Origin of the sequence: Streptococcus didelphis DSM 15616, assembly GCF_000380005.1 — a bacterium.
Lineage (GTDB): Bacteria > Bacillota > Bacilli > Lactobacillales > Streptococcaceae > Streptococcus > Streptococcus didelphis.
The window spans coordinates 46,553-69,466 of the sequence record NZ_KB904197.1; the positions used below are offsets into that span (position 1 = coordinate 46,553).

General features: G+C 35.6%; 22 protein-coding genes and 1 pseudogene. 1 reads left to right on the forward strand and 22 read right to left on the reverse strand.

Going from position 1 to position 22,914, the window contains the following annotated elements; genetic code table 11:
* Positions 1–4: 4 nt before the first annotated feature.
* Complete coding sequence (locus tag A3GU_RS0107345; protein ID WP_018366896.1) at positions 5–535, reverse strand: Dps family protein; 531 nt, start codon at positions 533–535, stop codon at positions 5–7.
* 191 nt (positions 536–726) lie between these two features.
* Here A3GU_RS0107345 and A3GU_RS0107350 point away from each other — a divergent pair, with 191 nt between their 5' ends.
* On the forward strand, positions 727–1,377 hold the full coding sequence (locus A3GU_RS0107350) for a prepilin peptidase (RefSeq protein ID WP_018366897.1): 651 nt from the start codon (positions 727–729) through the stop codon (positions 1,375–1,377).
* Between the two features lie 15 nt (positions 1,378–1,392).
* Here the strand turns inward: A3GU_RS0107350 and A3GU_RS0107355 are convergent, their stop codons facing one another.
* The 21 genes and pseudogenes from A3GU_RS0107355 to A3GU_RS0107455 all read right to left on the reverse strand — a co-directional run bounded on the left by A3GU_RS0107355 (position 1,393) and on the right by A3GU_RS0107455 (position 22,912).
* On the reverse strand, positions 1,393–3,138 hold the full coding sequence (locus A3GU_RS0107355) for an ABC transporter ATP-binding protein (RefSeq protein ID WP_018366898.1): 1,746 nt from the start codon (positions 3,136–3,138) through the stop codon (positions 1,393–1,395).
* Complete coding sequence (locus tag A3GU_RS0107360; protein ID WP_018366899.1) at positions 3,131–4,873, reverse strand: ABC transporter ATP-binding protein; 1,743 nt, start codon at positions 4,871–4,873, stop codon at positions 3,131–3,133. The genes A3GU_RS0107355 and A3GU_RS0107360 overlap by 8 nt, the downstream gene beginning before the upstream one ends.
* Positions 4,874–4,953: 80 nt before the next feature.
* Positions 4,954–5,451: a VanZ family protein gene (locus A3GU_RS0107365; protein WP_018366900.1), complete on the reverse strand. Its 498-nt coding sequence runs from the start codon at positions 5,449–5,451 to the stop codon at positions 4,954–4,956.
* Positions 5,452–5,462: 11 nt separating this feature from the next.
* Positions 5,463–6,545 carry a dual-specificity RNA methyltransferase RlmN gene (gene rlmN / locus A3GU_RS0107370; RefSeq protein ID WP_018366901.1) on the reverse strand — a complete coding sequence of 361 codons (1,083 nt, stop codon included), beginning with the start codon at positions 6,543–6,545 and terminating at the stop codon, positions 5,463–5,465.
* A 3-nt stretch (positions 6,546–6,548) separates the two neighbouring features.
* On the reverse strand, positions 6,549–7,202 hold the full coding sequence (locus A3GU_RS0107375) for a YutD-like domain-containing protein (RefSeq protein ID WP_018366902.1): 654 nt from the start codon (positions 7,200–7,202) through the stop codon (positions 6,549–6,551).
* Complete coding sequence (locus A3GU_RS0107380; RefSeq protein WP_018366903.1) at positions 7,171–8,553, reverse strand: bifunctional metallophosphatase/5'-nucleotidase; 1,383 nt, start codon at positions 8,551–8,553, stop codon at positions 7,171–7,173. The genes A3GU_RS0107375 and A3GU_RS0107380 overlap by 32 nt, the downstream gene beginning before the upstream one ends.
* 179 nt (positions 8,554–8,732) lie before the next feature.
* Complete coding sequence (locus tag A3GU_RS0107385) at positions 8,733–9,701, reverse strand: substrate-binding domain-containing protein (protein WP_018366904.1); 969 nt, start codon at positions 9,699–9,701, stop codon at positions 8,733–8,735.
* Between the two features lie 66 nt (positions 9,702–9,767).
* On the reverse strand, positions 9,768–10,712 hold the full coding sequence (locus A3GU_RS0107390; protein WP_018366905.1) for an ABC transporter permease subunit: 945 nt from the start codon (positions 10,710–10,712) through the stop codon (positions 9,768–9,770).
* Position 10,713: 1 nt separating this feature from the next.
* Entirely contained in the window at positions 10,714–12,192 is a 1,479-nt protein-coding gene (locus A3GU_RS0107395) for a sugar ABC transporter ATP-binding protein (RefSeq protein WP_018366906.1), read from the reverse strand.
* Positions 12,193–12,207: 15 nt separating this feature from the next.
* A complete protein-coding gene (rbsD, locus tag A3GU_RS0107400; RefSeq protein WP_018366907.1) occupies positions 12,208–12,606 on the reverse strand; it encodes a D-ribose pyranase in 399 nt (132 codons plus the stop codon).
* Positions 12,581–13,492 (reverse strand): ribokinase, encoded by a 912-nt coding sequence (gene rbsK, locus A3GU_RS0107405; RefSeq protein WP_018366908.1) that lies wholly within the window; start codon positions 13,490–13,492, stop codon positions 12,581–12,583. The genes rbsD and rbsK overlap by 26 nt, the downstream gene beginning before the upstream one ends.
* Positions 13,485–14,471 carry a LacI family DNA-binding transcriptional regulator gene (locus A3GU_RS0107410; RefSeq protein WP_018366909.1) on the reverse strand — a complete coding sequence of 329 codons (987 nt, stop codon included), beginning with the start codon at positions 14,469–14,471 and terminating at the stop codon, positions 13,485–13,487. The genes rbsK and A3GU_RS0107410 overlap by 8 nt, the downstream gene beginning before the upstream one ends.
* A 220-nt stretch (positions 14,472–14,691) precedes the next feature.
* Positions 14,692–15,735 (reverse strand): SepM family pheromone-processing serine protease, encoded by a 1,044-nt coding sequence (locus tag A3GU_RS0107415; RefSeq protein WP_018366910.1) that lies wholly within the window; start codon positions 15,733–15,735, stop codon positions 14,692–14,694.
* On the reverse strand, positions 15,728–16,213 hold the full coding sequence (gene coaD / locus A3GU_RS0107420) for a pantetheine-phosphate adenylyltransferase (RefSeq protein WP_018366911.1): 486 nt from the start codon (positions 16,211–16,213) through the stop codon (positions 15,728–15,730). The genes A3GU_RS0107415 and coaD overlap by 8 nt, the downstream gene beginning before the upstream one ends.
* On the reverse strand, positions 16,203–16,742 hold the full coding sequence (gene rsmD, locus A3GU_RS0107425; RefSeq protein WP_018366912.1) for a 16S rRNA (guanine(966)-N(2))-methyltransferase RsmD: 540 nt from the start codon (positions 16,740–16,742) through the stop codon (positions 16,203–16,205). The genes coaD and rsmD overlap by 11 nt, the downstream gene beginning before the upstream one ends.
* A 130-nt stretch (positions 16,743–16,872) precedes the next feature.
* Positions 16,873–17,348 (reverse strand): annotated as a pseudogene (locus tag A3GU_RS09725) (class-II aminoacyl-tRNA synthetase family protein); the annotation flags it as partial.
* Between the two features lie 73 nt (positions 17,349–17,421).
* Complete coding sequence (gene arcC, locus A3GU_RS0107435) at positions 17,422–18,372, reverse strand: carbamate kinase (protein WP_018366914.1); 951 nt, start codon at positions 18,370–18,372, stop codon at positions 17,422–17,424.
* Between the two features lie 21 nt (positions 18,373–18,393).
* Positions 18,394–19,725: a dipeptidase gene (locus A3GU_RS0107440; protein ID WP_026216484.1), complete on the reverse strand. Its 1,332-nt coding sequence runs from the start codon at positions 19,723–19,725 to the stop codon at positions 18,394–18,396.
* Positions 19,726–19,767: 42 nt separating this feature from the next.
* Entirely contained in the window at positions 19,768–21,264 is a 1,497-nt protein-coding gene (locus A3GU_RS0107445; RefSeq protein ID WP_018366916.1) for a YfcC family protein, read from the reverse strand.
* Positions 21,265–21,362: 98 nt separating this feature from the next.
* Positions 21,363–22,376 carry an ornithine carbamoyltransferase gene (gene argF / locus A3GU_RS0107450; protein ID WP_018366917.1) on the reverse strand — a complete coding sequence of 338 codons (1,014 nt, stop codon included), beginning with the start codon at positions 22,374–22,376 and terminating at the stop codon, positions 21,363–21,365.
* A 98-nt stretch (positions 22,377–22,474) separates the two neighbouring features.
* Positions 22,475–22,912: a GNAT family N-acetyltransferase gene (locus A3GU_RS0107455; protein WP_018366918.1), complete on the reverse strand. Its 438-nt coding sequence runs from the start codon at positions 22,910–22,912 to the stop codon at positions 22,475–22,477.
* Positions 22,913–22,914 lie beyond the last annotated feature (2 nt).

A 22,914-nucleotide genomic window follows, 5' to 3' on the forward strand; every position in this document is an offset into this window, starting at 1 on the left:
AGACTTAGTCAAGTTCTGGATTATGTCCAAGCTCTGCTTGAAGCATCCAAATTGTTTTTTCAATTTCGGTCTTAGAAGTTGTAAAAATATCATTTGTAGGATCATTGTGCTCTTCTTCAGTTACTTCTAATCCAACTTGATAAAGTTTATTGAGATAAGTATAAACTTCTACTAATCTTTCAAGATGATCTGGAATTTTTTTCTTAAATGTTCCTGGAGTTTCTTCTAATAAAGAATGGTCATCAAATTCTTTCAAGGTAGAATAAGGGGCGCCACCAATAGTAATCAAGTGTTCGCTCATAACATCTAAGTCTTCGTTTAGGCTATCCATTAATTCATCCATTTTTGGATGTAAATAAAAGAAGCCAGGTCCACGCATATACCAATGCACTTGATGAACAATTGATGCAGCTTTAGAAAGGTCTGCTACTGCCTGATTTAAAATCGCTTTTGTTTTCTTATTTTTACTATCTTCTGAAGCTGAATAAGCCTTCTCAATGGATTGATAAATTTTATCTACTACTGCGTCTGTCATAATGTTACTCCTTTTCTATGTAATAAACAAGAAACATAGTAGGTAGGACAAACTTTTATCCTACTTTCTATACTTTTTGTAGGGTGGTAAAATTTTTTAAGAAAGAATCCTTCTTATTTACCTTCTAATCTAATTTTACTCTTAAAAGAAAAAGTTTTCAATTTTTTTGGTTTCTTTTCGGATAATAAGTTATGATTACAATTTTATTCTTTTTCCTAGGAACCTGTCTTGGTTCCTTTTTAGGATTAGTATTTTATCGCTATCCTGAAAAATCTATTATTCTACCAAAAAGTTATTGTGATACCTGTTCACACCCTCTACGTTATAGAGACCTTATTCCTATTTTCTCATATTTATTAAATCGGGCTAAGTGTCCATTTTGTCATACAAAAGTAAGGATTTTATACCTTTTTATTGAAGTATTTTGTGGTGTTTCTTTTTTACTAGCCCACTATCAGCTTGGCTTATCCTGGGTTGAAACTTTTGTCTTATATATTTCTCTTCTACTGAGTTTATATGACTGTCAAAGCTATTCTTATCCTTTTTTGTTATGGATACTATTTACCCTAAGCTTGTTAGTATTGTTTCCCTTTACCTTACTTTCTTTCATCTTTTTATTACTTGCTTTTCTAGCAAGGTTAAAGTCTGGCTTTATCGGTAGTGGGGACTTCTTGTATTTAGCTAGTCTAGCGCTGGTTTTTGATCTGGAAAAGATTTTATGGATTGTCCAAATAGCTAGTAGTTTGGGAATTTTTTACTGTTTAATTTTCCGTAAAAAGCGTCTTCCTTTAATTCCTTTTTTAACTTTTGCAGTCTTAATTATTAGTTTTATAACAAACTAAAAACAAGCAAGAATTCTAGTTGTTTTCCATCATACCAGCCTGTAATTGATACATCCTGTAATAACTTCCTTTTTTTGCGATCAGTTCGTCATGAGAACCCCTTTCAATAATTTTTCCTTTATCCAAGACATAGATACAATTAGCATCTTGGATAGTTGAGAGCCTATGAGCAATAGCAATTGTTGTTCGACCTTTTCTCATTTTTGCTAAAGAGTTTTGAACAATTTCTTCCGTTGCAGAATCAATATTGGCAGTAGCTTCATCAAGGATTAGAATCTTAGGCTTACTAGCTACTGTTCTTGCAAAGGCTAGTAATTGTCTTTGACCTGTTGAAAAGCCTGAACCTCTCTCAGTCACTCTTGAATCATATTGATGGGGTAGCTTTTTAATAAAATAGTCTGCATCCACAAATTGAGCTGCTTCATAAACTTCTTGATAACTAATATCTTGATACATCTTAATGTTTGAAGCAATGGTTCCATGATATAAAAAGGGATCTTGTAAAACTAATCCAATAGAGCTTCTCAGAGACTCTTGACTGTAATTGCGAATATCTATACCATCTAAGAGAATTTGACCCTTTTGAAACTCATAAAAGCGCATAAAAACATTAATAATAGATGATTTCCCAGAGCCTGTGGAACCTACAAAAGCAATGGTTTCTCCTTTCTTTACTGTGAAAGATATATCCTTAAGGATTTGCTCTTGTCCATCGTATGAAAAAGAAACATTTTTAAATTCAATATTTCCTTCACTAACTTCAAGTTCTTGATTTGCTTGTTTAGGTTCATAATTCTTCTCATCAATTAATTGAAAAACACGTGCAGCAGATACCATTGAGGTTTGTAAAGTAGAAAAATTTTGAGTTACTTCAATTAATGGGTCAAAGAGACGATTAATATATTGAATGAAAGCATACATCACTCCAGCAGTAAGACCACTATCTATACCTTTAAATCCAAAATAAGCCATTAAGACAGCATAGGCTAAAAGCTTTAACAAGGACATAGCAGGGCGTAAGAAGATGCTATCTAAAGCAACTGAACGATTCGCATAAACAACATGTTCCCTATTAATACTCTCAAATTCCTTTTTCAAACGTTCTTCTTGGCCAAAGGCCTGAATAATTCTAATGCCTTCTATACTTTCTGCCAATTTTGTATTAATATCGCTTAGTAAACTTCTGGTTTTTGCAATAACAGTTACTGATTTTTTTCGATATAAATTAACCAGAATAAAGATGAATGGTAAGAATAAAACCACAATAGCTGTTAATTTAGCATCAAGCACTAGCATTGTATAAAGTGTCACTGTAAAGATAAAAAATGCTGAAATAAAGCTGGATAATAAACCTGAAAACATATCACTAATCGCTTCTGTATCATTAGTAAGTCTTGAAACAATAGAACCTGAAGGGGTTTTGTCAAAATAGGACATTCCTAATTTTTCCATATTAGCAAAAGCATCTCGTCTAATATCTCTTACAATACTATAAGAAACCTTTGCAAAGAAAAGATTGCCAAAATACTGCAACAAACTTTGTAAAAGATAAAGCCCATAGTAGCCAAATAATATCAAAAAGGCTGTTTGATTAAGTTTTTCTAAATAATGATCAATAAAGTAAGAAGCCATAAGAGGAACTAAGCTTTTGACCACTGTTGTTAATAGCAAAAGTCCTAGAGCTAATACTGTTAACCACTTATAGGCTTTTAAATAAGATATTAAACGTTTAAAAACCTGCCACTGTGTCTGTTTACTCATCTTCTTTCGCCTCCAGTTCCATTTGTTGAGAAACATAGGTTTTCGCATACCAACCACCTCTTTGAATAAGCTCTTCATGCTTACCACGTTCAATAATCTGGCCATTTTGCATAACCAAGATGAGGTCCGCATGAACAACTGCACTTAGGCGATGTGCTGTAATGATGGTTGTTTGATCCTGACGACTCTCTTTTAGGTTTTCCACAATAGCGTGCTCTGTTTTAGCATCTACTGCAGATAAGGAATCATCTAGAATTAATATAGGAGGATTTAAAACCATTGCTCTAGACATAGCTAGACGTTGCTTTTGCCCTCCTGACAAGGAAACACCTTTTTCACCAATTAATGTATCAAAGCCCTGAGGCATAGCTATAATATCATCATATACTTGAGAAAGTTTTGTTGCTTCTTCAATAGCCTCAAAGGGCAAACTAGGATCTCCAAAGCCGACATTATCTGCAATTGACATAGCAAATAAGAATTGATCTTGAGGAACATAGCCAATAAGTTGACGAAGATCCTTTAAGCGATAATCTTCAATGTTATGACCATTTAGAGTAATACTACCATCTGTTACATCGTATTCTCTTAAGAGTAATTTGATTAGACTGGTTTTTCCCGAACCTGTTTGACCAACTAAACCTAGAGTTTGACCTTTACTAATCTTAAAATGAATATCAGATAAAATAATGTCATCATCATATTGAAAACTATTAATATGATAGTTTAAATCTCCATTTTCAATAGTTTTAATAGGGTTACTTGGTTCTTTAATATCTGATTCTTCATCTAATAGAGCATTTATTCTCTCAAGTGATACAGAACCCCTTTGAATCATGTTAAATAAAAACCCAACAGCCATCAGAGGCCATACCAGCATATCTAAATAGGTAACAAATGTTACTAGATTACCAATTGTTATCACATCAACCTTTATCATATAGGCACCCACTAATAGTGTTAATACATAGGATAAGCCTATGAAGATTAAAACTAGTGGGTCAAACATAACATCATAGGTCATAGTCTTGATGTTTTTATGGAAGGTATTTTGATTGATTTCTTGAAAAGAAGCTAGTTCTTCTTTTTGATAACCAAATGACTTGGTCACCTTAATGCCTGAGACACTCTCTTGTACCTTGTTATTCAAATCAGAAAAGGCAGCCTGTGATTCTCCAAAAGCCTTATGTGTCTTCCTTCCCAATCTACTAGTTGCATAAGCCATAAAAGGTAAGGGAAGGACTGCTATCAAGGTCATCTGCCAAGAAATACTTAAAAACATGGTTATAAGAGTTACTATGGCTGTAATAGAGGCATCGACAGCTGACATGACTCCTCCACCTGCTAAACGTGTTAAAGAATTGATATCATTAGTTGCATGGGCCATTAAATCACCAGTTCGGTAGCGTTGATAAAAAGAAGGAGACATCTTGGTGAAATGTTCAAACAAACGAAATCTCATAATTCGTCCAAGACGATAAGAGGTTCCAAAAATACAAATCCGCCAAAGGTATCTTAAAAAGTACATAGCAACTGCTGCTAGGATCAACCAAATAAGTTGTAAGAGTAATTGATTTTTAGTTAATTGACCACTGGTAATGCCATCAATAACAGAACCCATTATTTGGGGTGGAATTAAATTCAATAAAGCAACTAGGCTTAAGGCAAGAATCCCTGTAATATAGGGTTTCTTTTCTTGCTTAAAGAACCACCATAATTTTACAATAATTGACATTTCTATCCTCACTAACTTAAAAAGTCTATATTTATAATCTTATTATTTGAATTAAAAAGCCCCTCTAGGTAGAGAGAATTTTAATTCTTATGTAAGTATTTTTCTATTCCATAATAGGTCATATAAGCTAAGACAGCCCCTAAAGCATTCGTCCATAGGTCATCTAATTCAAAAACACGGTTAGCATTCAGTAAGAAATCAAGTAAAAGTTGACTTACCTCAATGAATAAACTAATCATAAACCCCAGTACCAGACTCTTTTTACAGCTATGCCATTTACTTGAAAGGAGATGAATCAAAAAAATTAAAGGATAAAGTAAAAAAATATTTAATACATTTTGACAAAATATCCAGACTAATTGATAGGTTGATGTTACTTTTCCAAGAGATATCAAAGAGTTGAAAGGGACTAAGAGCAATCTTAGCTGACCTAATTCTATAATATTAGGCGTTTTAATACCTTCAAACACATTTGATTGTGGAGTGAAACACATAATTGCAATAGCTAGTGCATATAATAAGATATGAACTTGTATAAAAATTAGGGTTTTTCTTGAAAATTGATTAGGATTGTCCATGTACTTCATTGTTACACTTGGGCCTTGGCTGTTTTTTGACTAGCCTTTTTCATAGTATTAGAACGTAACTGTCCACAAGCAGCATCAATGTCTGTTCCATGTTCTTGGCGAACAACACAGTTAAGTCCATTTTTCTTTAAAACATCATAAAAGGCAGTCACGCGCTCTTTAGGACTTCTGCTATATTGGTCATGCTCAGAAACCGGGTTATAGGGAATTAAATTAACATAAGATAATTTACGAATATTTTTGGTCAAATCTGCTAATTCTTGTGCTTGCTCTACCCCATCATTAACCTGGTTTAACATAATATACTCAAAGGTAACACGACGGTTAGTTGTTTCGATATAGTATTCAATTGCTGCAAATAATTTTTCAAGGGGAAATGAGCGGTTAATTCGCATAATGCTAGAGCGTAACTCATTGTTAGGAGCATGTAAGGATACTGCCAGATTAACCTGTACCCCTTCATTAGCAAATTCACGAATCTTATGTGCTAGTCCGGAGGTCGAAACTGTGATATGACGGGCACCTATGGCTAAACCATTGTCATCATTAATTGTTCGTATAAATTTCATAACATTATTATAATTGTCAAATGGTTCCCCAATACCCATAACAACGACATGGCTGACGCGTTCATTTTGTCCACGTTGATCAAAGTAATTTTGAACCATCATAATCTGAGCAGTTATTTCACCATTATTTAAATCACGCTGTTTCTTTATTAGGCCACTGGCACAAAAGGTACAACCAATATTACAGCCCACCTGGGTTGTAACACATACTGATTGTCCATAATGTTGTCGCATTAAAACAGTTTCAATCAGCATACCATCTGGTAATTCAAACAAATATTTTACTGTTCCATCAGCAGATTCTTGAACAACCCGTTGCTTAAGAGGATTAACACAAAAATTTTCCTTTAATAAGCTTATAAAAGCTTTGGGAATATTGGTCATTTCTTCAAAATTTTGGACACGTTTTTGATATAGCCAGTCCCAAATTTGAGTGGCTCTAAACTTCTTTTGTCCCTGTTCTAAAGACCATTCAATTAGTTCATCACGGGTCAAGCTATAAATAGATGGTTTCATGGATTATTTGTCCTTCTTTCTGATAATAAAATGACCTGTTTTATCATTTGCTTGTTTATCTGGAGTTTTAGTCTTGCTAGCTTGGCTTTTAATCTCTGGATTAGGATTTTCTTTACGTTTTCTTCTAGCAAACTTACTGGTTGGCTTAGGAATTTTTTTAAGGTCTTCTTTATCCTTAGCTTTTGGTTTTACCTTGGTCTTATCTTTTACTTTAGGATTTTTAAGAGTTTTTTTGGAGCTATCCTTTTTAGGGTAACGATTCGTTTTTTTACGTCGGGAATTTTTTTCCTCTTCAAATTTAATCTCTACGGGATTAGGATTTTCTAAAACAAAATATGCACAGCCAAAGTTACAAAACTCTTTAAGATAATCATCTAAACGAGAAATACGACTAGATTTTTTGATATCATTGGCATCCTTATAAAATCCTCTAAGCCGTAACTGCTCATTGCCCCAGTCTCCCACGATATAGTCATATTTTAATAGTATATCCGTATAGCGCTGATTAAACGCCTTTGTGTTAAAGGCATCTTTAAAATTATCTATTAAGAGAAATTCCAGCTGCTCACTTCTAACACAGTTATTGTCATAGACTACAAATTCTGGTCCAGGAAACTTATTATAATTAAGCATTTCTGGTAAAATTTCCTTTTTCATTGGACTCCTTTCCTATTGCTTTTTGTTTATGTATGAGGTGTTTTTCAACTACTTCTCTAAGTAAATCTGGGAATAATAATTCAACTTCAGCCTCCTTAATACTAGGAAAATAAGGGGCAAAATAATATTGGTCGACTAATACCAAACTCAATTTTTGAGACTTACTTATAACTTTTTTATTATACACTATTTTTCCCTTTTTGTAAGTAAATCCATTGCTGTATATGTCACCAAAGGTCTTTCCTCTAAAGCCCATTCCATGGATAGGCTGATTTTTTAATAGGCTTGAATAGCTAAAAATTTCCTGACATATCTTTTTAAACTGCTCTTGACTAAGTTCTAGCCTAATAAGTCTCATTTGATGTGGTAAGCTCTTATGTAACGTTTCTTGATTTATAATCTGTCCTAAAGGATAAAGCAGGAGGCCTGAATTGATAATGGCAATATCTGCTTCTGCATAATCCTTCATAGCTTCCATGATAAGTTTTAGTGATTCTTCTGTTGTAAGTGGCGTTTTTAGGGTCAATAGTTTTTGATTAGCTAGTTGTCTTTGTCCACTAGAGAGTAAGTTTTTAATTTCTTGTTGTTCTGCTTCTTGGCTAAGCATTTGCTGGGTTGGGTGAGTAAGTATTTGCACTTCAGATATTTTATGATTTTCTATGCAAAGTTTAATTTCTCCTATATATTGGCCATATTTACCTGCTGCAGCTAGATAGGTTTCCTTTAAATAAGCACCTTCTTCTAAGAGGTGATGGGTATGTGAACCAATAATAATATCTACACCATCTACTTCATTTGCAATTTTTTCATCAAAAGCTAGACCTAGATGACTAAGAATTATCTTTACATCTGCCGCTGCCACTTCTGGAATACTCAAATCCTTCTTGAGACAAGAAATGGGGTCTTCTACGGTCCATCCATTAGGGTCATAAGTCTTATAATAAGGAAAGGTATAGGCCAAAAAAGCAATGCTTGTGCCTTCTTTACTCATATGGATTTTGTAGGGCTTAGCCCAATGTGGCTGAGTATTATTATCTTTTATATTTCCAATAATTACTTGAAAATTAGCATTATCATAAACTTTATTTAAATCAGATTTAGTAAGGCCAATGCCTTCATTATTTCCAATTGTTGCATAGTTTACTCCTAATTGATTCATCAATTCAACATTGGCCTTACCTTTTGTAGCTTCTGTTAAGGGGTGACTTCTGTCGATATTATCACCAATATCCAAGATAATAACTTGTTCATTTTTGCTTGAAGCTTGATGGAGAAAACGTCTAAGTTTAGGAATTGCCTCAAAGTGTGAATGCAAATCATTAAGATGTAAGAGACTTATTTTTTCAAACATTTTTTCTCCCTTTACTTGTCTGATACTAGTACTAGTATAGCATTTTAGCGCAGCTTCTTCTTTGATTTAAACTATTAGGTACACACAGAGTTAGCTAGAAACCTTAAGCTTTAGCTTAGCACAGCTTTTATCCATAAAAAAAGAAGCATCTTTGAGACACTTCTTTCTTTGTAGGCTAGTTACCAGTTATATTTATCAACATTATCTTTTGTAACAAGGTAGATAGGTGATAGTGTTTTTTTGCTTACTTTTTTACCTTGATAGTGATCAATTGCTGCTTGGATGGCAATTTCACCCATCTTAGCTGGTTGTTGGGCAATTGTTGCGGTCATGTCACCTTTTTTAATAGCATCATGAGCATCTGGTTGTCCATCAATACCAACGATTAAGACATTTTTAAGGCCTGCTGATTTAACTGCTTGGGCAGCCCCCAAAGCCATTTCATCATTTTGCGCAAAGATAACTTGAACATCTTTTTTGCCTTGAATCATGTTTTGTGCAGTATTTAGAGCTTTTGCACGGTCAAAATTTGCCGACTGACTTGATAATAGGTCTAGTTTTTCTTTGGCAACCTTCTCAAATCCTTTACCACGGTCTACTGTTGCAGAAGCACCTGGAACACCTGATAATTCAAATGCTTTGGCTTTTTCACCTAATTCTTTAACAATATAATCAGCTGCCATTTTACCTGCCTCAACATTATCAGAAGCAACTGTGGTTAAAACTTGTCCACCTTCGCTACCGCGGTCAATTAGGATAACAGGAATATTGGCATTATTTGCTGCTTTGATAGAGGTTACAACTGCTTTGGAATCAACTGGATTAATCAAAATTGCATCTACATTTTGACTAATAAAGTTTTGAATGTCATCTGCTTGTCTTGCTGCATCATCTTGAGCATCAGCGACTTTTAGGCTGATTGCTTTCTTACCAGCAAACTTATCAATCCCTTCTTTCATTGCTACAAAATAGGGATTATTTGTTGTTGAAATAGACACACCCAGCTTTAAATCCTTAGCAGACTTTTTAGTCACTTCCTTACCGGCATTACCACTATTGTTTCCTAGGCCCGTTTTTCCACAAGCTCCTAATATAAGAAGCATTGACATTACGAGAGCCATCAAGCCCATTTTTTTCCAAGTTTTCATTTGAATTCTCCTTTTTTAATGACACTGTTGTAACATGTGTCCCAAATACCTAGCTAGAAACTAATATTAAGCTTTAGCTACTTTAAAACGGTCAAGTAAAACAGCAATTAAAATCACAATACCTTTTACCACCTGTTGCCAAAAGGCTGACACACCGATAATATTTAAACCATTGTTTAGAACCCCAATAATCAATGCCCCGATTAAGGTTCCAAGGATACGTCCCTTACCACCAGATAAGGAAGTCCCTCCTAAGACTACTGCTGCAATGGCATCCATTTCATAACTAATTCCCGCAGTTGGCTGCGCTGAACTCAAACGAGATGTGATAATCAAACCAGACATTGCTGCCATCATGCCAGAAATGGTATAGATAATAATTTTAACTTTGTTTAACTTAACACCTGAGATATACGCTGCTTTTTCATTCCCTCCTAGCGCGTAGACAGATTTCCCGAAGGCTGTTTTATGTAATAGGACATACAAGATTAAAAAGATAATAAACATTAGAATGACTGGAAAAGGAATCCCTAGGACATAACCCTGGCCTAAGAACTGGAATAAGAAACTATCAGATAAACCAGATGTTATAGGATTTCCATTTGAGTAGACTAATGTTGCACCTCTAAAAATAGTCATGGTGGCAAGGGTCACAATAAATGGTGCTAACTTCCCATAAGAAATAAAGAGTCCATTTAACATTCCAAAAATACCACCCAAGATTAAGGCAAGTAATATAGCAAGTGCAACAGGGACACCATGACCAATCATGCCTGCTGTAAAGGCACTAGATAGGGCTAATATAGAACCTACTGACAGGTCTATTCCCCCTGTTAAGATAACAAAGGTCATCCCAAAAGCAATAAAACCGTTTGCTGTGACTTGTAATAATAAATTAAGTAAATTGTTGGTTGTCAAAAAATTAGGATTGATAAGCGTAATCACAATCATAAGTCCAACTAATGCTACCAGAGTTGTTAACTCTGATACATATTTCATAACCTTTTTCACCCTAGTTACCTCCTGTAGCTAAATGCATAATTTTCTCTTGATTGGCTTCAAAACGATTCAAAATGCCACTGATTTTTCCTTCGTGCATCACAAGAATTCTATCACTAACACCCAAAACTTCTGGCAAATCTGAGGATACCATGATAATGGGAACTCCTCTGTCGGCTAACTCATTCATTAGCTGATAGATTTCTCTTTTTGCACCAACATCGACACCTCTTGTTGGTTCATCCAGAATTAAAACTTTAGGGGCTATCCCAATCCATTTAGCTAAAACAACTTTTTGTTGATTTCCACCTGATAAATTACCAACTGGGAGTTGTGGACTGCCAGACTTTATTCGTAGACGATCAATTAATTGCTGTACAAATGTTGTACTTGTTTTATCATCAAAGAAACCATTTTTACTAAAATCTTTAGTACTTGGTAAGGTCATATTGTCTTTGATTGAAAAATCAAGGATTAAACCTTCATCTTTTCTATCTTCTGTCAAAAAGCCAATTCCCTGCTTAATAGCCTGTGCTGGGGTTGAAGCACTTATTTCTTGACCATTAATTTTAATTTTTCCAGACTTCTTTTTATCCAGACCAAAAATTGCTCGCATGACTTCTGTTCTTCCAGCACCCATTAAGCCAGAAATGCCAAGAATCTCACCTTTTCTGACTTGGAAAGAAATATTCTCAAAACCTTCTCCACTTAGGTTTTCGACTTCAAAGGCTATTTCTCCAATTTCAGAAGTTTTTTCTGGATAATAATCTTCCAATTCACGGCCTACCATTTTTTTAACAAGTTCATGGGGAGTTGTAGCCTGAGTTTCTTTAGTATCAACTACAATACCGTCCCGCATGACCGTTACTAAATCGGTTATTTTAAAAATTTCTTCCATTCGATGAGAGATATAAACAATACCAACACCTTCAGATTTTAAACTTCTAATGACCCTAAATAGATTCTCTGTTTCTCTGTCTGTCAGAGCTGCTGTTGGTTCATCCATAATGAGAAGAGAAACTTTAGATAGTAAGCTCTTTGCAATTTCAATCATCTGTTGTTGCCCAACGGATAAAGCTCCAATTGACTTATTGAGGGGAATGGCTACTTGAAGTCTCTTAAAAGCTTCCTCAGCCTTTTGACGCATAGCTTTTTGATCTAGCAGGCCAATACTATTTTTGATTTCTCTCCCTAAAAATAAATTCTCTAGAACGGTCATCTCTGACCAGGTATTCATTTCCTGATGAATAAAACTAATTCCAAACTCTTCTGCTTCTTGGGGATTAGAAAAGGTCTTTTCTTTTCCATCAATGAGAATCTTTCCAGAGCTAGCAGGAAATAGACCTGTTAAGATGTTCATCAATGTTGATTTACCGGCCCCATTTTCACCCATTAAGGCATGTACTTGGCCAGATTCAATGACTAAATCAATTTTTTCTAAAACTTTATTTGTGCCAAAAGATTTAGAAATGTCTTGCATCTTGATTTTCATATAATGAATTCCTTTCTAAATCGTTACTCCTGATTGTAAAATAAGATTTGAGTAAGGGGTGTTCTCACCTGTCCTAATAATAGCCTTAACATCTTTATTTAATTCTTTTAAGTCTTCATGACTGACATATTCCACCTGGACCTGCTTATCTAACTTTTTAAGAAGATTTTCTAATTGCTTAGGATTTTCTTTCTTAATTTCTTCAGCAAGAATGATTTTTTCAACTAAAATATGTTCAAGGTAAACATCAAGTACTTCCTGAAAGCTAGGACTACCCGTTTTTAAAGCTAGATCAATCTTTGCTACTCCAATTGGAACAGGTAAGCCTAAATCTCCTATACAAACCCTATCTGTGTGACCTAAATCAGCTGCTAATTTAGCTAAATCACTATTCAAAATGCCAGTTTTCTTCATATGCTTGATGTCCTTTCATTTCTTCTAAACTTGGCATACCACCTTGTGCCCCGAATTTTTGAACAGACAGATGTGACGCCAAGGTCGCAAATGCCAGAGCTTTACCCATCTCTAATTGATGAGCTAAAGCCAAAGCTAAGGCTCCGTTAAAGGTGTCCCCTGCTCCTGTAGTATCCACTACCTGCGCTTTAATTGCAGGAATAAGTTGCACTTTTTCACCATTATAATACGTTGAACCCTTGGTTCCAAGTGTTACAATCAATCGATTTGGAAATTCTCTCAAAACCTCTTCTAATTCTCTATTTGGGAATAATTCCTTAAACTCATGATGATTAGGGGTAATATAATCCACTAGTTCAAGCATTTCTTTGTCACTAGCTCTACTTGGGGCTGGATTATAGAGAAGCTTTATTTGCCTGTCCTGACAAAAACGTGCAATTGCAAGATTTGTTTGATGAGGAATTTCATTTTGAAGGACAACCATATCAGCTTCAGCTATTGTGGACCACTCTGTTGACCATTTTTCTGAATCCACTAGACCATTGGCACCAGGGCAATAAATAATCCGATTATCTTGCTGATAAATGGTTATTTGAGCAATACCAGAAGATTCCGGTACCGTTCCCACATTTTCTATACTTACCTTATTTTCCTGTAAATTTTGTCCTAATATGGGGCCAAAAGAGTCATTTCCAACTGCTCCAATCATGGAAACCTTATCCTTATTAGAGCTTAACCGGCCTACTGCAACAGCCTGATTGGCACCCTTTCCTCCTGGAACCATGGAGAATTTCCGACCAAAGACTGTTTGACCTTCTTCTGCGATGCGATCTGTTTCCATGACTAGGTCCATGGAAATACTTCCAATTATGACAATTTTACTCATTAATTCTTCTCCTTATAGTCTCTCTTTCCACATAATGAACAGGTAACTTAATCCGATTTTCCTCAATGGGGATTTGATTTGCTATCTTATGAATAAGTTCAGCAGCATAATGTCCCATTTGATAAGAAGATTGATGAATTGTTGATAGAGAAGGATAAATAAACTGACTCATCAGGATATCATCATATCCAATAATTTGTACCTCTTCTGGAATTTTTTTTCCTCTAGCATGCAACTCATGAATATAGGCAATGGCATGAATATCAGATGGAGCTATGACACTATCAATATCAGCATACTTATCTAAATTCTTCCTTGCTTCTTCTTGAATAAGATCAAAATCAAAACTTTTGCTTTCACAGACTTGAATGGTTTTATGATAACTTTTTAAGCAATCTAAATTAGCTTGAAAACGGTCATTGATATTACTTGCCATATCTAAAGGTCCCTTAATCAAGAGTATTTTCTGGCTTTTTGTTTGGCAAATAATTTCAGCTGCTAATTGTCCACCTGCATAACTGTCCGAAAAGACACCATATTTAGTATCTTTATCTACCCTATCCACCACCACTACTGGTATTTCAAGGTCTGGATAATTTTTCGTAAAATCATGGGTTGTGATAATCCCTGCAGCATTACTTTGTAATAAGACCTTTATATACTCTTCTTCCAAAGTGTGACTATCAGAAATATTCCCCAAAATAAGCCGATAACCTTTTTCCTGAAGGTAAACTTCAGCTCCTCTAGCTAATCGAGGGAAAAAAGGATTGGTAATATCTGGAAGGAGTAGACCAACCAGTTGACTTTTCTTAGTTTTAAGGGACTGAGCAATGACATTTGGTCGATAATGAAGACTTTCAATAGCTCTTTTAATTTTTTCTCTTGCTTCTTCTGACACATAGCCATTATGAGAAATATAACGAGACACTGTCGATTTGGAAAGGCCAGCCTTTTGGGCGACTTGTTTTATTGTAACCATCTCATTACTCCTTCTTTTTATATGGAACCGTTCTCATATTTATATTGTAACCGTTTTCTTTTTATCTGTCAATTATTTTTTTATTTTTTCTCATATTTTACACTTGCCATAAATTCTCAAAATAAAAGAACTGCCAGAAATATTCCAGCAATTGTTTTTGATGATAGGAGTGTTTTTAGTAACCATATTACTGACCTTAAAGCCAATAAACTTATACTTATTAGGCACTATTTCTTAAATAAGTGATAGCTTCATCAACTGTTTTAACCGGTACAATTTTCATCTTTGTTTTAAGTTTTTTAGCTGCTTCTTTAGCTTCTTGGTAGTTGGTGATGGCATCAGGAGCTATTTTTTTAAGTCTTTTATCTACAGGATTATTAGGAACAAAGAATATTTCTGCTCCTTCTTTAGCAGCAGCGACTACTTTTAGACCTGCTCCACCAATATCACCAACTTCACCTTTTTGATTAATCGTTCCTGTTCCCGCAATTTTCCGGCCTTTTCGTAAATCTTCCTTGTTAATCTGATCTAGAATATCCAAGGTAAACATTAAGCCTGCACTGGGACCTCCTACACCTTTGATGGTAAATTTAATTTCTTGATCACTATGGACTTCTGTATGATCTGTTAAGCTTATTCCAATACCATTTTTACCATTTTTAAGCTTGATAACCTTACCAGTTTGGGATTTTTTTTGGCCACCTGAAGTATATTGAACACTTACCTTATCACCAATTTTTAAATGAGAGACATATTCTACTAATTGAGATGAATTTTCAAATTTTTTCTGGTTTACAGAGGTAATAGTATCCGCAATATTTAAAGAGTTTTTAAAAGTGGAATGTTTATCAACATTCAAAACATAGACTCCCAAGTAATTTAATGATATTTCTTTTCCAGCTAATTGTAAGGCTTGATAAATGGCATTGTTTTGAGATGTCTCCATATAGAATTGTTCTATACGTAGGTGATTGCTATCACTATAGCCACCTGTAACTGAATCTGCGGGAGCAATTTCTGTAAAGGGCGTTATCCAAGCATAGAATAACTGAGCTAGGGAAGCTTTGCTCATTGAAACTGCGACAAAATTATATGAGCCTTTTTCTTTATCTTCTTGATTATTGACTTTTAGGACGGATCGAATATCATAGGCTCCACCTGGCATTTCTATGTAATAAGGAAGAGGAAAACATAAAGTAAAGACCAATGCTATCAGGCCAAGCCCACTAATAAGATACCATTTTAGTTTTTTTATACTATTCATTTAGTAACTCCAATTGTTTAATGACAGGTTGAGGAACCAAGCCATTAAGAGAAGACTTAAAATGGATTAATTCTCTTACACGGCTGGAACTGATTGGCTGTAAGCTATGGTCAGCAATAAAGTACACTGTTTCAATACTTGCTTCTAGTCGTCTATTAAAATATTCTAGGTTGGATTCATATTCAAAATCAGTGGGATTGCGTAAGCCTCTGACCAAATGTGTCACTCCCAAATCCCTTGCCAAATCAACCGCAAGTCTATCTTGAGTAGAGACAGCTGACACATTTTCAAAAGCCAGCAGAACTTCAGACAGCATCTTAAGCCTTGTTTCTAAATCAAAAAAACCTTGTTTGTTAGGATTATAAAAAACCCCAACATAGAGGTAATCAAAAAGCTTACTTGCTCTTTTTATAATATCTATATGACCATTAGTCACAGGATCAAAGGAACCCGTAAACAGTCCAATCTTATCTGACATATACTCTTACCTTGCTAATTCCGTAAGTTTTTTCTTTCCAGATACCAAAAGAAGCTATTTCTTCAGGTAAATCTACTGACTTATCTGTTTCACACACAATCATAACCTCTTCACCCAATAAAGCTTTGCTATCGAGATTTTCTATGGTAGCTACAATTTCTTCTTGCGCATAGGGGGGATCCAGAAAAACTAAATCAAAAACCCCTTCTAATTGATCAAGAGCCTTGTTGGCATCCATTTTTAAAAGCCTAAACTGTCTCTCAGCCTTAGTCATCTGAATGTTTTCTTGAATAATGGCTTGCGCACCGCGATCTCTTTCTACCAGCACAGCTTCTGCCATCCCCCGAGAAATGGCTTCTATAGCCAAGCCTCCTGAACCAGCAAATAAATCTAAAACACGACCCCCATCAAAATAAGGACCAATCATATTAAACATAGCACCTCGAACCTTATCAGAAGTAGGACGAGTTGTTTTTCCTTGGAGGGTCTTTAAAGGGCGCCCACCAAATTCACCAGATACAATTCTCATAAACTTATTATATCAAATTATGGCTACTATCCAACTATTAAAATCTCATTTTGTCTCATAATACTAGCTAATAGCTATTGTCACATTATCTATCAGAGAACCTCACTAAAAAAGAGCCCTAAGGCTCCTTTTATAAAATATGCTGGAACTTAGTTCTTACCTCTTCTGGCCACACAAAGCTCTGTACTTCCCCAATATGTTTTTTATGGAGTAAAAACATAGCCATTCTGGATTGACCAATACCTCCACCTATTGTTAGGGGAAAGTTTCCTGTAAAAGAGCCTTATGCCAATCAAATTCTAAGCGATTATAGTCACCTGTGATAGCAATTTGACGCCTTAAGGCTTCTTGATCAACTTGAATTCCCATGGATGATAATTCAAAAGCAGACTGTAATTGGGGATTCCAAACTAAAATATCCCCATTTAAGCCTTTATAACCTTCTTTTGTGGGACTTGTCCAATCATCATAATCAGGTGCCCTACCATCTTGCGGTTTCCCATCAGCTAAGATGCCATCAATACCAATTAAAAAGACTGCCCCATATTTTTGGGTGATAGCATTTTCACGCTCTTTCGGACTTAAGTCTGGATATAAGCTTACTAAACGGTAACTTCTCAAGAAAGAGTTACCCCTGAAACATGCAAAAAAAGCTTTGGATTTCCAAAGCTTTAAGAGATTAGTCACTAATGATTTGAGTTCCAGCATTTTCAGAAAGAACCTTGTCAATATTTTCAAGAGATGTGATGATGGCTCTTGAAGTTGGTTTATTTTCAACAAAAGCAATTGCCGCTTCTACCTTAGGCAACATGCTACCTGGGGCAAATTGGTTTTCAGTAATATATTGTTTCATCTGTGAAACAGTTACTTCTTCCAGTTTTTCTTGGTTAGGTTGGTTAAAGTTGACATAAACATTGTCCACACCAGTTAGTACGATGAAGAGATCTGCATCTACGAGCTCTGAAAGGGTTTGACTTGCAAAGTCTTTATCAATAACTGCTTCCACACCTTTTATAGCCTTTGTGCTAGCATCTTCTACTACTGGTACACCACCGCCACCAGCACTAACAACAACGACACCTGAATCTACTAAACTTCTGATAACATTAACTTCTTTAATGCCAACTGGTTTAGGTGAAGGGACAACTTTTCTCCAACCACGACCTGAGTCTTCTTTAAAGCTTGCACCAGTTTCTTCCATTTGCTTTTTAGCTTCTTCTTCAGAAAGAAATGGACCAATTGGCTTAGTTGGATTTGAAAAGGCTTTATCATTTTCATCAACAATAACTTGAGTGACTACTGCAGCAACATCTTTTTGGATACCTTGTGCATTCAACTCATTGTCTAGGGCATTAACCAGCCAAAAACCAATACTACCTTCAGTCATAGCTACACAAGTGTCTAGGGGCATTGCTGGATTTTTTTCAGAATCAGCTGCCGCTTGTTGTAATAGTAAATTACCAACTTGTGGGCCATTTCCATGTGTTACAATGACTTCATTACCATCTTTAATTAATTTAACAAGTGATTTTGAAGTTGATATTAATGCTTCTTGTTGGGCTTTGGCTGAAGCATCTTCAGAAAGAATGGCATTGCCACCAAGTGCTACAACAATTTTTTGTTTACTCATAAAATAATCTCCTTATTTCTCTTAGCGTGTTAGGTGATAAATTGCTTCTGCATAGATATCCATTGCCTTAAAGGCATCTTCTAACACAAGATATTCATTTTCTTGATGTTCTGTTTTAACTGACTCTGGAAATAGAGCCCCAAAGGCTACACAATTAGGCATTGTTCTGGCAAAGGTTGCTCCACCTGATGATAAGGCAGGTCTTTGATCACCAGTCTTATCACGATAAACAGCTAAAAGCTTAGTTACCAGTTCACTATCCAGTGGGACATATAAGGGAGCTAGATAATCAAACTCCTGATAGCTTAGACCATATTCTTTGGCCTTGCTACTAAGTTCCTTAACTAAGGCTTCCTTGTCTGCTAAAACTGGAATACGAATATCAAGACGAATTTCTGTTTTTTCTTTATTAAGGGTTAAGCCAGCAGCATTGAAACTTAAGTTGCCTGAAGGTTCATCCTCAATAGGACCAAAAATATTAAGTCCTTTACCATCTTCGTCAACACAATTTGCTAAAAAAGCGATACTTTGATCAGAGACAAACTTCGTTAGGGCTTTTGACAAGCGAACCAAGGCATTAATTCCATGTGGTGCATCCTTGGCATGTTGGGCTAAGCCATATACTGTCAGACTGTCTTCTTCTACAGTGTATTCAAATTCTAACTTGTCCAGTTCTGCTTTCAACTCTTGCAGGTGCTCTCCTTTATAGGAAGCCCTGGCAGGAACCACATTGAAGGCATTTCCAATTTCGAGCTCTAACTTGTCGGATCCTTTTCCTAACAATTTAGCCTGTAATAAGCCTTTTTCAGCATAGATAAGAGGGAAACTAGCATCAGGGGCAAAGCCATAGGTTGCTGTTTCTTCAACTTGATTATAACGCTCCATACAACGCCACAAGGTTTCTTCGTCTGTTCCAAAAATAAATCGAATACGTTTATTAAAGGTAACACCAGCATCTATCAATGATTTAACTGCATATAAGCTGATCATTGATGGCCCTTTATCATCTTGTGTTCCTCGACCATACAAACGTCCATCTTTTTCTACACAGTCAAATGGATCTGTCTGCCAAAGCTTTCGATCACCTTCTGGTACGACATCAAGGTGGCACAAGATAGCTAGTAGCTCTTTTTGCTCACCGTAGTCTGCATAACCATAATAACCTTTTGGATCACAATAGGTTTTAAATCCTAAATTTTCACAAATAGCTAGAGTAGCTTCAAGAACATCTTGGATAGCTTGTCCAAATGGTGTCCCATTTTCTCCTTCTTTACAAACTGAGGGATAAGAAACAATCTTTTTAATAGCTTTAACACATGCTTCTTTATTCTCTTCAGTAATATAGGTTTCCATAATCATCCACCTCCTTATGACAAGAATACGAAAATCTTATTTTTAGATAAATAAGGTTGCAAGAAGTAAAGTAAGTAAACTTACTACCATAATAATAACGATAAACTTAGCAACAAATTTCCACCAAGTTGTTAAATCAATTTTACCAATTGCAAGAGCACCCATAACGATTGCTGAAGTTGGTGAAATCATGTTAAGCACACCAGAAGCTGATTGGAAGGCAGTAATGACTAAGTGAGCAGGTACATTTGAGAAATGACCTAATGGTGCCATAATACCCATTGTAGCTCCCGCAAGTCCTGAAGTTGATGGAATGAGGAAGGACATTGGTAAATAAAAGAGATAAGTTAAGGTAATGAAAACTTGTGAGGACAGACCTGAAAGCCCGTGTTCACCCCAGTTGAGGATTGTCGCAGTAATCATACCACTGTTCATAATCACTTGAATACCACGCGCTACCGCACAGATAATTGCAACACCTAATAAATCTGCAGCACCTGCAAGGAAGGAAGAGATAAAGTCTTCTTCAGTCATCTTATAAACGAAAGCTACAAGAATAGCCATCATGATAAAGAGCATAGTAATCTCAGGGAAGTACCAAGTTCCTAGCGGAGCTGTTTTTTTACCAATAATTGTTCCAAGAACGGGAAGTTTAATTAACCAGTTATTAATATTATTAAATAGGCTAACATTGAATTTTTCCCAAGGGATTAAGCTCAAGATCATAATGAGAAAGGCAGAGGTGAAAATCCAGAGAACCTTTCCTTGACGTTTTGTTAGTTCTGCACCATCATTTTCTAGTTTGAAAATAGTACGGTGTTCTTCCATATTGTCAGCAACAATAGATTTGCTTGGATCTTTTTCAACCTTGCTTGCATAGCTATAAACAAACCAGATAGTAATAAGAACTAGGATAATCCATTGAAGTACCCGCCAAATAATACCGTCAGCAATACTTATACCAGCTGCATCTGCTGCTACCCCTGTAGCAAAAGGATTAATTGTTGAAGCAAGACAACCCACTTGGGAGCCAAGTAGAATGATGGAGACAGCAACAATGGTATCAAAACCTACAGCAATCATTACAGGAATAAGTAAGGGGTAAAAAGCCATGGTTTCTTCACCCATACCATAAGTTGTACCACCTAGGGCAAATAAAGGAATTAAAATGGCAATAAGCATTTTTTCTTTACCTTTATTTTTTCTAACAACTGAAGCAATTCCTTGGTCTAAGGCACCCGTTTTATTAACAACACCTAAGAATCCCCCAACCATGAGAATAAAGAAAGACACTTTAATAGCACCTTCTGTAGACCCAAGACCAAGCATACCGTTTACAGGAGCCATGAAGACATCAAAAATACCCTGTGGGTTTGATTTAACTGTGGCATAGGTCCCTGCAATCAAGCTACCATCTTTAGCCGTTTGGTAAGCCCCCGCAGGGATAAACCAAGTCAAAATTGCCATGATTGCTATGATGATAAAGAGCACGGAGTAAGAGGAAGGGAGCTTGAATTTCCGTTTAGTTTGTTCTTCCATTTTTATAAACCTCTTCTTAAAATTAAAAATCGTTCTGGTTCTGGTAAATGTTGCCAGCTCCAGAACGATTATTAGTAGTTAAAGTATCGTTTCTTTGATTAAACTTTTGGAATAAACAGATTACCTAAAGTAGCTGCCATAACAGCCTTGATAGTGTGCATACGGTTTTCTGCTTGATCAAAATGTTTAGCATACTTGCTACGGAAGACTTCATCAGTAACTTCCATTTCTTTAACGCCAAATCTTGCTTCAATATCTTTACCATAAATTGTGTTGGTATCATGGAAAGCTGGTAGGCAGTGCAAGAAGATTAACTTGTCATTGTTTGCTTTTTTGATAAGATCCATGTTAACTTGATATGGTTTTAATAATTTAACACGTTCTTCAAATTTGTCTTCTTCACCCATTGATACCCAAACATCAGTGTAAAGAACATCTGCCCCTTTTACTGCTTCATCGGCATCTTCAGTGATAAGTAATTTAGCACCACTTTCTTTTGCATAGCCCTTAGCTAATGAAACTACTTCTTCTGATGGGAATAATTCTTTTGGTGAGAAAATATGAATGTTAACGCCTAAGATTGCTCCAGTAACCAAGAGAGAGTTTGCCATGTTATTACGGCCATCTCCACAATAAACTAAAGTAACACCTTCAAGTTTGCCAAAGTTTTCTTTAACTGTAAGGAAGTCGGCAAGCATTTGTGTTGGATGCCATTCATCAGTTAAACCATTCCATACTGGCACACCTGAGAATTCTGCTAGTTCTTCAACCATTTTTTGGCTGAATCCACGGAATTCAATACCATCAAACATACGTCCAAGAACTTTTGCTGTATCTTCAGTTGATTCTTTTTTACCAAGTTGAATATCATTGGCACCTAGGTATTCAGGGTGAGCTCCTAAGTCAATTGCTGCGGTTGTGAAAGCTGCACGAGTACGTGTAGATGTTTTTTCAAACAAGAGAGCAATGTTTTTACCTTCTAAATAATGATGTGGGATTCCACTTTTTTTAAGGTCTTTTAAATGTGCTGAAAAATCAATTAGGTATTCTAATTCAGCGCGTGTGTAATCTTTTTCTGCTAAGAAACTACGTCCTTGAAATACTTGTGTCATTTCTTTCTCCTTTGAATATAAATTATTATCACATTAGTTATGGTAAAGGAAGAGCTTTCACTATCTTTTTTGTAGAATCAGAATAATAAAGCTCTTTTCTACCTCGTTATGTTTTTTTCTAGTGTTTGACAGATTTCTCCATCTTCTATGTATGTGTCACTGCAAGCCTGATAACCTAAACTCTCGTAAAAGCTTTTAGCTGTCAGTTCACTATGAATAACTAATCTTTGATAACCCTTAGTCTTTGCTAATTTTTCGAGAGATTGGATGATTTGAGCACCATAGCCTAGACCTCGATATTCTTTTAAGGTCGCAATTCGCGTTAGTCTAGCCTCATAAGCAGTTTGGGGGAGGAAGCGCCCGGTTGAAACTGGTTTTTCACCATCATATACAACTGCATATATGCTATCCTTTTCATCAAAACCATCAAATTCTTCTTCTTTGTCTATGCCTTTTTCCAGAACAAAAACACAGTAGCGAATATAAAGACTTGCTGCCCTTTGAAAGGGCTGATTACCTAGAATTAACTTCACCATAG